The 10,703-nt window shown below is 59.5% G+C and carries 7 protein-coding genes, 2 pseudogenes and 1 other annotated feature; of the genes and pseudogenes, 5 read left to right on the top strand and 4 right to left on the bottom strand.

Annotated features, from left to right (window positions below; genetic code table 11):
• Positions 1 to 94 precede the first annotated feature (94 nt).
• The 4 genes and pseudogenes from J2T57_RS21935 to J2T57_RS21920 form a co-directional block, all read right to left on the bottom strand.
• Positions 95 to 1,124 (bottom strand): annotated as a pseudogene (locus tag J2T57_RS21935) (IS3 family transposase); the annotation flags it as partial.
• Positions 730 to 846 (bottom strand) — a sequence feature (AL1L pseudoknot). Its footprint overlaps the pseudogene before it by 117 nt.
• A gap of 211 nt (positions 1,125 to 1,335) precedes the next feature.
• Entirely contained in the window at positions 1,336 to 2,343 is a 1,008-nt protein-coding gene (gene denD, locus J2T57_RS21930) for a D-erythronate dehydrogenase (protein WP_253485915.1), read from the bottom strand.
• A gap of 147 nt (positions 2,344 to 2,490) precedes the next feature.
• A complete protein-coding gene (locus J2T57_RS21925) occupies positions 2,491 to 2,844 on the bottom strand; it encodes a Rid family hydrolase (protein WP_253485913.1) in 354 nt (117 codons plus the stop codon).
• Positions 2,845 to 2,921: 77 nt separating this feature from the next.
• The gene (locus tag J2T57_RS21920) at positions 2,922 to 3,752 is read right to left on the bottom strand and encodes an IclR family transcriptional regulator (protein ID WP_253485899.1); all 831 of its coding nucleotides are present in this window, start codon (positions 3,750 to 3,752) and stop codon (positions 2,922 to 2,924) included.
• A 212-nt stretch (positions 3,753 to 3,964) separates the two neighbouring features.
• On the opposite strand from J2T57_RS21920, the gene J2T57_RS21915 reads away from it, so the two are divergent.
• The 5 genes and pseudogenes from J2T57_RS21915 to J2T57_RS21895 form a co-directional block, all read left to right on the top strand.
• On the top strand, positions 3,965 to 5,350 hold the full coding sequence (locus J2T57_RS21915) for an FAD-dependent oxidoreductase (protein ID WP_301289637.1): 1,386 nt from the start codon (positions 3,965 to 3,967) through the stop codon (positions 5,348 to 5,350).
• A 136-nt stretch (positions 5,351 to 5,486) separates the two neighbouring features.
• On the top strand, positions 5,487 to 7,397 hold the full coding sequence (locus J2T57_RS21910; RefSeq protein ID WP_253485888.1) for a TRAP transporter permease: 1,911 nt from the start codon (positions 5,487 to 5,489) through the stop codon (positions 7,395 to 7,397).
• A 41-nt stretch (positions 7,398 to 7,438) separates the two neighbouring features.
• Positions 7,439 to 8,458 (top strand): TAXI family TRAP transporter solute-binding subunit, encoded by a 1,020-nt coding sequence (locus J2T57_RS21905; RefSeq protein ID WP_253485884.1) that lies wholly within the window; start codon positions 7,439 to 7,441, stop codon positions 8,456 to 8,458.
• A 90-nt stretch (positions 8,459 to 8,548) separates the two neighbouring features.
• Complete coding sequence (locus tag J2T57_RS21900; protein ID WP_253485882.1) at positions 8,549 to 9,895, top strand: MFS transporter; 1,347 nt, start codon at positions 8,549 to 8,551, stop codon at positions 9,893 to 9,895.
• 530 nt (positions 9,896 to 10,425) lie between these two features.
• Positions 10,426 to 10,686, top strand: a pseudogene (locus J2T57_RS21895) (transposase); the annotation flags it as partial.
• Positions 10,687 to 10,703: the final 17 nt, after the last annotated feature.

The following is a 10,703-nucleotide window of genomic DNA, read 5'->3' as shown; positions in this document are numbered from 1 at the left end:
CGACGCCATAGCCACCTTGGTGACGTCAGCCCCGAGGCCTTTGAGCAGGCCTCAAAATGAGGCGCCGGGGTGCTCACGAGACTGGGGGAAGTCCAATGGTCTCTGCCAACGCGTTATCGTAGCTGTCGCCCTGGCTGCCGACAGCCGTTTCCAGGCCGGCTTCGGCCAGGCCTTCCGTTTAGCGCATCGAGACATACTGCGGCCCCTGTCCGAATGGTGAATCAGGCTTTCCGAGCCGGTTGGTTGACGGGCATAGAGCGCCTGCTCCAGCGCATCGAGCACGAAGTCCGTATTCATGCTCTGGCTAACGCGCCAGCCAACGATGTGCCGGGCGAAAACGTCCACAACGAAGGCGACGTACAGCCAGCCTCGCCAGGTCGACACGTATGTGAAATCCGATACCCAGAGCTGGTCGGGGCGATCGGCCTTGAACTGCCGATTGACCAAGTCCAGTGGGCACGGCGCCGAGTGGTCGGGGATCGTGGTGCGAACCGCCTTGCCGCGGCGCGCACCCTGCAACCGCAGCCGGCGCATGAGGCGCTCCACGGTACAACGTGCCACCGGTATGTTCTCCCGGTTCATTTGCTTCCAAACTTTGTCCGCGCCATAGACCTTCAAATTGGCTTCCCAGACACGCTGGATCTGCGGCTCCAGCGCCTCGTCGCGTTTGGCGCGGGCGCTGCGCAGATCGGGATTGCGTTGTCGGGCGGCATGGCGCCGGTAAGCCGACGGGGCAACCTGCAACACCTTGCAGATTGGCTCGACCCCGTAAGTGTCCCGATGTTGATCGATGTAGGAGTTTACGACTTCAACTTGCGGTCGAGCTCCGCCTGGGCGAAAAAAGCGCTGGCCGTGCGCAGGATGTCGTTGGCGCGGCGCAATTCCTTGTTCTCGCGCTCCAACGCCTTGAGCCGTTCGCGTTCACTAGTGGTCATGCCATCACGCTGGCCCTTGTCGGTCTCCTCCCGCTTGACCCACGCCAGCAGCGTTTGAGGTACACAGCCAATCCTCGGAGCAATGGATTCGACCGCCGCCCACAGTGACGGATACTCGCCCCGGTGCTCTTGCACCATGCGCACCGCTCGCTCACGTACCTCAGGGGAAAACTTGTTCGTCTTGTTCATGGCTCCATTCTCTCAAGAGTTGGAGCCTCCGCGATACCCGGGGCGGTTCATAACGAGAACGACCCGGGTACAGAGGAGACGACCATGCCTCAATAGAGTTACCCGCAGCGGTCGCGCTCATCTCGTTGGCAGTGCGGTGGAAACACGGAGGTGTGTCCGCTAAAGCCCGTTTTTCCAGACGGTTCGCGCGACGTCCGGGCCTTGCAACGGCTCAGTGTTGCACAAACGCAGCGCGGGCGGCTGGGAGCGAATCGTCCTCAATGAAGGCCTCCACGATAGCGTCGATTCCCTCGTCACGCTGGAAGCCGAGCCGTTCTGCCTTGGCGGTGTCGAAATCCGCCGGCCAGCCGCCAACGATCGCCTCGATAGTGGGATCCGGTTCGCGCCGGATTCGCGCCACTGCCGCATCGCCGCCAACCCGCCGCAGAGCCGAGATCATCTCGCCCACGGTGACACGAATGCCCGGGAGCATGACGCTGCGGCTACCACCAAAATCCGCCGCCGGAATGCCGGCAGCGTGGACCAGCGCCTGAATCGCCTGGCGTGGTGACAAGACGAACATGGCCAACTCTTCGGGTACAGGCAGCACTGCCTCCTCGCCCTGGAGCGGCTCACGAATAATGCTGCTGGCGAACGTGGAGGCAGCCTTGTTGGGCCGACCGGGCCGCACCGCGATGGTCGGCAGGCGAAGGGCTCGGCCGTCAACGAAGCCGCGTCGGGAATAGTCGCTGACCAGCAATTCCGCCATTGCCTTCTGAATGCCGTAGGAGTTCTGCGGCATCGGCGCGGTGTGGTCTTCCACCACCGGGGGCAGGTCGCCACCGAACACGGCAACAGAGCTGGTGAAGATGAAACGCGTCGCACCGCCGCCGGCCTTTCGACTCGCCTCCAGAACGGCACGTGTGCCGTCGAAGTTCACCCCCATGCCCAGTTCGAAGTCAGACTCGGCGGCAGCGCTCACCACCGACGCCAGGTGATAGACCACATCGGCACCACCCGCGAACAGTGCATCCAGAGCGGCGGTATCGGCAATGTCACCGGCGACCGTGTGTATAGCAACCCGGGCTTCCGGAGGCGGCGTCGCTTCCACCTGGTCGAACAGGACCAACTCCCGGACGGCCTCGCCACCATCGGGGCCCGGCAGAGTGCCGGCCCGGGCGATTGCCGCGGCCAGTTTCTGCCCGATGAATCCGGCACCGCCGGTAATGATGATCCGCATCCGCATTCCTCCAGAAAGGCTCGAATTTCTAATGGAGCCGCCGAACCGATTCGTGGGCAGGGTTCCGTTGTCGGTAATCGATTCGTGCCGAGGCCACTCCGTCAGAATCCACCAACCAGAAACTTGCGTATGGCACGATAAGACGTATCACTCAGGCTTGACCGCCACCGCTACGATCTCAACCAGATCCCCCGGCGCCAGAGCCACCCCCACGCATGCTCTTTGTGGCCAATGAGACGGATCGGGCCCGATCCACTGACACCAGACAGTATCCATTTTTGACTTGTTGGCGATATCGCTCAGGTAGACAGTGGCACTGACGATGTCGTGCTTGTTGGCGCCCAACGCTTCCAGGTTCGCATCAAGCCTCGACAACGTCTCCAGGGTCTGCTGTTCAATCGACTCCGACTTGGTGCCTGCTGTCGCCACTGCCCACACCAGAGACTGCCAGGCCGTGGCAGACGATCTGCCCGCGGATACACCAGATATTCGCTCAATCATGATCACCTCTGAGTAGGGAGGGTCGATCAGGGGCCGGTTGCAAGAAACCCCATGCCCACTGCCCGCTGTTCGCCGGTTTAAGAGCGCTTCGATTCGGGCGGAGTTGCGCGAAGCGTATGACCGCTGTGCCCAAGGCGACTGGAAATTTCCGCTGAAGTAGCCAGGACCTCGTCCTTGAGGACACCGTGCATATCCTGCATGCACGGCAAGGACTCGTAGTCCGAGACATTGACACCCGCGACTGCGCGCCCTGATGCATCGCGCACCGGCGCAGCAACATGCGCAATCCCGGGAACGAACGATCCCGCGACATAGCCTCTCTCCCGCTCCTCTGCCACGTACCGCTTGAGAACTTCCAAATCCCGCGGTTCGTCATGACCTTCGACGCGCAGGTCAACGCCAGAATACATGTCATTCAACTCTTCGTCGGAAAAAGCGAGCAGGATGGCACGGCCAATCGAGTTAACGTGCGCTGGAAGACGGGAGCCTACATGGCGGTTACTCGAGAGGCGCTCGTGGGACGCTGCCCGATAGATGTACAGCACGTCGAACCTGTCCAGCACTGCCAAGTGTGTGCTGGCTCCGGTACGGTCTCGCAATCCGTCCAGTAGCGGCCCGGCGATCTGTACCAACTCTTGGGAATGCAGGTAGTCGAATCCGAGAGTCAGTACTAACGGTCCCAGGGAATAGGCCCCGGATTCCTTGATACGCAGCAGGTAACCCTCCTGCTCGAGCGTATAAACAAGACGGAAAGCGGTCGCCCTCGGAAGATTCAACTCCCGCGCGATATCGGCCAGGCGCATAGTGGGGCGTCGGTAGCCGAACAGGCCCAGGATGGAGAGTCCGCGAAGCAACCCAGGAACGATGTAATCCGGCTTACCCTTGGCAGGGGAATCCTGCTCCTTCATCCGCTCACCTCACCTGTCTGAACATGTTCATGAGTCCGAGGATATCTCGGAATTTTCAGGAACAACCTTACACTTTCGTCGCGCGGAACTAGCTTGACAGGTTCAACAACAGCTTCTAATGTTTCATATATGGATCAGCGTTTCAAGAGTGAAACAATTAAGCTGATTCCAAAAATCCGAAACTGTCTGCTTGCGAGAATTGGGGGATAGCCATGTCCACTGCTGTGAAAACGATTAACGAACCGGCCCGCGAGACACCCTGCCTGTTGGAGGCGGATGTTGTCGTGGTTGGTGGCGGCACAACGGGGCCGATGGCCGCGCTGGCCGCGGCCCGGCAAGGCCAGAAGGTTGTCATGATCGAGCGTTTCGGATCGCTCGGCGGCAACATGACCCTTGGGCTCAATACCAAGCCTTCGGGCGTGTTGTCCGGAGGCCTGCCGTTGGAAATTTGGAATCTGGCCCGCTCCGTGGGCGGAGTTGGCGCCGATTACGTCGCTACCACCAAGGTGAAGGACGTCAAGATTTCCTCGCCCTGCGACCCGGAAATGATGAAGATGCTGCTGACCCGACTGCTGCATGAGGCCGGGGTGCGGGTGCTGTTCGAGACCGTGGTGTCAGCTCCGGTTCTAGAGGATGGAGTCGTCACCGGGGTCATCATCGAGGGTAAGGGTGGCCGGCAGTACGTGGGCGCCAAGGTAGTCATTGACTGCTCGGCCGACGCCGACATCGCCGCAGGTGCGGGAGCGCCCTACATCCTCGGCGACGGGGATTCCCACGCGGTACAGCCCGTTTCCATGTACTTCACCATGTCAAACGTCGACGTGCCGAGGCTTGCGCGATGGGCGGAGGCAAACCCGGACGAAGTGCCCGCGAGAGCGATTCCAGAGGATGATAAGGATCTCGACTATGGCCTGTGGTTGACAGGATTCAACAACTTGGTAAAGAAGTACCAGAAAGAGAAGGGTATTCAACTTCAACGCGAGAACATCACGCTGAAAACCGCCAATGGCGTGCTTTATGTGAATGCCACCAGGGTATTGGGTGTTGACGGCCTCTCGCCGCTGGAACTCAGCGACGCCATGCTTGAGATCTACCGACAGATCGAGGCGTATGCAAAGTTCCTGGTGGAGATGGTCCCAGGGTTCGAGGGCGCGCGCATCAGTCAGATCGCCCCGGTGATGGGGGTTCGTGAGACGCGCCATATCCAGGGGGAGTACATGCTCTCCGGCAATGATGTGATCGACTGCGTGCCATTCGATGACACCATCGCCGCCGACAATTGCGCGATGGATGTTCACGAGGTCAAGGGCGCAGATGTCGACTTCCAAGGCCTCGGCCCATACGAAATCCCCTACCGCGTGCTTCTACCTCAGAACGTAGAACAATTGCTGGTGGCGGGTCGCTGCATATCCGCGGACCACGTTGCACACGGCCGCACGCGCAACATGCCCGCCTGCATGGCGACGGGTCAGGCGGCCGGCGTCGCCGCAGCCGTGGCCCTGAAGTCCGGGACCACCGTTCGCGACGTCGACGTCAGCAAGGTCCAGGCTGTTCTGCGCGAAATGAAAATGCCGCTAAAGGCAGCAGAAATCGCCTAGACAGGCGGGCTGGGCCCGGGAGGCTGAGGGTCAAACTCTCCCGGGCTCCATCCAAAAGCAGCGGAAGAACAAATAACGGGCGTATCCATCTTGAACGCCGATAACACTTCCGCGTCGTGCGAGGGGAGAAGCTTACATGAAGCTTGGAGTCCGGCTGCTTAGCGCGGTCACGGTCGCCGTGGCGCTCTATCACTTCTACATCGCACTGACCGGTGTTCCGGAACCGATGGTTGCGCGCCCTATACACGTCAGCGCGCTTCTCTTTCTCGGTTTTCTGTTACTCCCCTTCCGGCGTCCGCCGGAGACCCAGGACGAAGGCGAGATAGCGGAAGAATTCGTGCCCCGGTGGTTCGATTGGGGACTGGCGGTTCTCGGTATCGTCTCTGCTGTCTACATCATTAATGACTACGATCGAATCTCCCATCGATTCGTCTACCTCGACCCCGTCGAGCCCATGGACTGGATCGTAGGCCTGACCACGCTGGCATTGATCATCGAACTGGCACGGCGTGTGGTAGGTCTGATCCTCCCGCTGATTGTGGCCGCTTTCGCTGTGTTCACCCTGCTCGGCAGCTATCTGCCGGGTGTCCTGCGCCATCAGGGCACGAGCGCGGAGAAACTCTTCGATCACGTCTTCCTGACCACCACTGGCGTCTACGGCACGCTGGCATCCCTCTCCCTGTCCATCGTTTTCATGTTCATCGCGTTCGGCGCCTTCTTGCAGGCCGCTGGCGGGGAGCGTCTTCTGTCGCAGATCATCGTGGCAATGACTCGGGGGCGGAAGGGAGGTCCGGCAAAGGCATCGGTCGTGGCCAGTGTGCTTTTCGGCGCCCTGACCGGAAGCGGAGCGGCGAACGTCTATGCGACCGGGGCTGTAACGATCCCCTTAATGAGGCGGGCTGGGTACAAGCGAGAGTTCGCAGCCGCAACGGAAGCGTGCGCGTCCCAGTTAGGCCAGCTTTTACCGCCGGTCATGGGGGCGGCGGCGTTCATCATTGCCGAGTTCAGCCGCGTCAGCTACGGCTATGTAGCAATGGCCGCCCTGGTTCCGTCGTTTTTCTACGTGCTTGCCCTCTACCTTGCGGTGCATATCGAATCCACCAAGGCGGGCATCGGCATTTATGAACCGGACGACGAGCGCACGGACATTTGGTTGCTGCTGTCCCGCTACTGGCATCTCGTTCTGCCACTGATCATTCTTGTCGTCCTGCTCGTACTGCGTTACACGCCCTACTTCGCCGCAACAGTCGCAACGCTGGCGGTAATCCCAATCAGTTGGCTGCGGAAAGAGACTCGAATGGGAGTGCGCACAGTCATTCGCGCCCTGACCATCACCATGCAACGCGTCGTTTCTATCGGGATCGTACTGGTATGCGCGGGGATCGGCGTTGCCATCCTGGAGATGACCGGCGTGCCTTACCAGGTTACCGGTCTGCTAGTAAACCTGAGTGGCGGTCACATGCTTCCCGCGCTTCTGATTGTCGGCGCGATGACGATTCTACTTGGTTTCGGCATGCCTGTGACGGGAGCCTTTCTAATTGCCTCGCTCTTCGGCGCATCGGCTCTGATGGAGTTCGGAATCGACCCCTTCACCGCGTACATGATTATTTTCCTGTTCGCCCTGACAGCGAACATCACGCCACCGGTTTGTGTGGCGACTTTCGCTGCAGCGTCGATCGCTCAGTGCAATTTCATGCGGGCCGGCATGCGTGGTCTCAGGCTGGGAATGCCCGCGTACGTGATACCGATCGTCATCGCGTACAACCCCACGCTGCTCAACATTACAGAGCATGGCCTTCTATTTGGTGTGCAAGTGCTCCTGAGTACAACCGTGGCCGTGGTAGGTCTCGTCGTACTCATGTCCGACTGGCTATTCCATCGACTGAATATGGTGCAACGAGCGCTCTTGCTGGGTTCGCTGCTCGCCATTGTCATGCCATCGCCACTAACCGACGTCCTCGCTGCAAGCACCGTTGGGGCCGTCATTCTCTGGCAATGGCTTGACGCAAAGCGGACGGGAGTTTCCGTCGGGAACTCATCGTCCTGAATATCAAAAGAGAAGATTAAATTCTTGCGGGAGGAAGTTATATGCGAGTTCCAAGACTTGTAATTGCGGCAACGGGCATCGCCCTGGCCGTCGGCATGACACACGTCGACCGGGCATATGCGCAGGGCCAGCAGATGACAGCGTATGCCGGGTCAGTCGGTGGCCTTTATATGGAGGTGATGTCCATCTGGGTTTCCGACTGGGAAAGGGATATCGATGGATTGAATGTTTCGGCCGTTTCCGGCGGGGGAACGACGAATCCATTCCATGTTTCCCGTGGAGATCCGAACGGTACCATCGGGATAACTGATAGCATCACCACCGCGGACGCCATGCAGGGGGAGGGAGATATCGGTTCCCGCGCGCCCGATGGCCTAACAAATCTGCGCGCACTGGTCAGGTTGAACGCACTAAGCCACTCTGCATTCATGATTCGCGGAAGCCGGTTGCCGGAGGGTGTCACCACGGTCGGCGAACTGCTTGAGCGTGAGCCTTCTCTGCGCTGGGCGTTCTTGCAGCGTGGCAATCCGGGGGAGATGACTGGGCGTCGGGTCCTGGAGCAATATGATGTGTCCTTGGACGATCTAAGCGCCTGGGGCGGTCGTGTCTCCTTTAATCCGCAGGGCGAGCATTCGTCGCTGATGATCGACGGCCATGTGGATGTGTCGATGGTCATGACCCGCGCTCCTGCGGCATTCATGCTCGACATCGATGCGTCAGTCCGCGATCTGGTCTGGTTACCAATTGACGAGCATATTGTCGACCAGATGATGGAGCAGTACGGCGGTTACATCAAAGTGGATCACCCAGCCGAGTTCTACGACACCCTAAAAGAGCCCTTTCCAACTGCGTCGGTGGACCATGTGCTGTTCGTACATGAGGACATGGACGAGGAACTCGCCTACGGGCTGACGAAGTCGGTTCTTGAGAACGCGGATCGCATGCGCTCCTCGCTGACGTCGATGAGTGAGTTCGATCCCGCCGTTGTCTGCCGAGATACAGGTGAGTTCGAGTTGCATCCGGGCGCTGAGCGTGCCTGCTCCGAGCTCGGCCACCTGTAGGGCCACGCTGACGACCACCCGGCCGGGATCCTGTGATCCCGGCCGGTCACCGCGCTCACGACCCGTTTCCATCCGACGTCGCCCCAGTCAATGGACTGGAGTTCGACCTGTTCGTACCTGTGCATTGACCAAGGAGTGACGATGGCCACGGCTCCTGGAGCCCGTCCACTCCACACGGCAGGCAAACCGTCGATCGGCATCTTGCTCCGGCTCATGCTGCCGTTCGGCTTCGGGTATTACCTCTCTCACGTCTACCGGTCCGTTAATGCAGTCATCGCGCCGGACCTTGTGCGGAGTATCGGGCTCGGTGCGGCGGATCTCGGACTCCTGACAAGCGCGTTCATGCTGGCATTCGCCCTGGCGCAGCTACCCCTGGGGGTGTTGCTGGACCGTTACGGTGCAAGACGGGTAGATGTCGCGCTGCTCCTGCTGGCTGTTATGGGCGCACTCCTGTTCGCCGTCTCCGAGAGTGTTCTGGTGCTTGCGGTCGGACGGGCACTCATGGGCCTGGGGGTCGCCGCCTGCATGATGGCCGCCTTCAAATCCATGACCATGGTATTGCCGATAAGCTGGTTGATGCCCGCGCAGGGGTTGCTCGTCGCCGTGGGCGGAGTCGGCGCAATGACGGCGACGGCCCCGGCAGAAACCTTGGTGAGGCTGTTCGGCTGGAGATCCGTCTTCGTTCTGCTTGCCACGGCGACCGTGATCGCCGCAGTGTGCGTCTACCTATTCGTGCCAGATGAAGAAGCCAGGGTGCGGCGAAGAACTTCGTGGCGGCGAGAGATGGCCGGGCTCAAGCGGGCTTTGTTACACCCGTTCTTTCTCGCTGTGGGCCCGGCAATCGGCTTGGTTCAAGGTGGCTTCATCGCGATCCAGACCCTGTGGGCGGGCCCCTGGCTCTACTACGTGGTCGGCCTCGACAGCACCACTGTTAGCCATTATCTGCTGCTGATCGCATGCGGAATGGTTGGCGGCTACGTGTTTAACGGCTTTCTCGGCGCAGTGGTCATCCGGTGGGGAGTCAGCCCAATCGTGATTGCGATAGTGGGCTCTGCGATCATGCTTTTGTCTCTTGCACTGATTATCCTGCTTGGGCCGCTGGTGCCGTTGCCCATTTGGATCGTGTTCGGGTTCTTCGGGACAAGTGTGGTGGTGTGCTTCGCAATGATCGGCCAGCAAGTGCCGGGGCGATTCGTTGGAAGAGTCAGCACCGCGGTCAATTTCATGACGTTCGCAACTGCGTTCGTCTTCCAGTGGGGAATTGGGGCGATGGTACAGTTCTGGACCCCGGACACTGGAGGACATTACCCGGACTCGGCCTTCAAATTCGCGTTCACGGTAACGCTTTCCGTCCAGGCTGCGGGGTTGGTTATCCTTGCCTTAAGCGGAGTGCGCATGCATCAGGCGAGAAGGCAGCATGTCAGTATGGATACTTGAGTGCCCTCTAGGGGGGATCTTTCATATAGTTTGTCCATGAGCTCTGACCTGCCCGGCGATTCTCGGACCATTCGAAACTCGAGATGATGGCCTCTTCACACGGAGCAGAGGCCGATGAGGAAGTGTCGAATCAGCGAAGAGCAGATGGTTAGTATGCTGCGTGAGATCGATGCCGGCTGACCTGCCCTCTGACTTCCTGGTCGCCCTCGGTCGAAACCCTGGGGTTAAGTGCGATCAAGCTTCATGGTTCAGCGAAGGAAAATGGTTACATAAGGCATTGTTTTAAATTATTTTTTAAGAATACAGCTTTACGCGTCCATTCGCCACAAAATCCGGCTTTATGTGTTAAATCATTGATTAAGCTAGTCCAATCACCATCCACAACACATTGTTTCTGCAGTCCCGCCGATCCAGCTTTATGCGTCCGTTTCCACATCGGGTGGCAATGGACGCATAATTGTCGCCTTCCCCGAAAATTGGTCCATTGAAAACTGGAGGTCTCCGGGCAGACTAAGCCCAAGGAGGCCCAGATGCGCAAGAGCAGATTCTCAGAGAGCCAGATTGTCCAGACGCTGAAACAGGTTGAGGGCGGACGGAAGGTGAAGGACGTTTGTCGGGAACTCGGCATTTCGGACGCGACGTACTACCAGTGGAAGTCGAAGTACGGCGGCATGGAGGCGGCCGATATTCGCCGGCTCAAGGAGCTTGAGGAGGAGAATGCCCGGCTTAAGCGGATGTACGCGGATCTGGCGCTTGAGAACACGGCGCTCAAGGATGTCATCACAAAAAAGCTCTGAGCCCGGACGAC

It is taken from the genome of Natronocella acetinitrilica (assembly GCF_024170285.1).
GTDB lineage: Bacteria > Pseudomonadota > Gammaproteobacteria > Nitrococcales > Aquisalimonadaceae > Natronocella > Natronocella acetinitrilica.
The sequence above is the reverse complement of the archived record's forward strand: the minus strand, read 5'-3'. Positions and strand labels throughout refer to the sequence as shown.

Coding starts and splice junctions, on each gene's coding strand:
- denD (WP_253485915.1), bottom strand. CDS start 2,343: ATGCGGATCATCATTACCGGCGGTGCCGGATTCATCGGGCAGAAACTG.
- J2T57_RS21925 (WP_253485913.1), bottom strand. CDS start 2,844: ATGATTGAGCGAATATCTGGTGTATCCGCGGGCAGATCGTCTGCCACG.
- J2T57_RS21920 (WP_253485899.1), bottom strand. CDS start 3,752: ATGAAGGAGCAGGATTCCCCTGCCAAGGGTAAGCCGGATTACATCGTT.
- J2T57_RS21915 (WP_301289637.1), top strand. CDS start 3,965: ATGTCCACTGCTGTGAAAACGATTAACGAACCGGCCCGCGAGACACCC.
- J2T57_RS21910 (WP_253485888.1), top strand. CDS start 5,487: ATGAAGCTTGGAGTCCGGCTGCTTAGCGCGGTCACGGTCGCCGTGGCG.
- J2T57_RS21905 (WP_253485884.1), top strand. CDS start 7,439: ATGCGAGTTCCAAGACTTGTAATTGCGGCAACGGGCATCGCCCTGGCC.
- J2T57_RS21900 (WP_253485882.1), top strand. CDS start 8,549: ATGGACTGGAGTTCGACCTGTTCGTACCTGTGCATTGACCAAGGAGTG.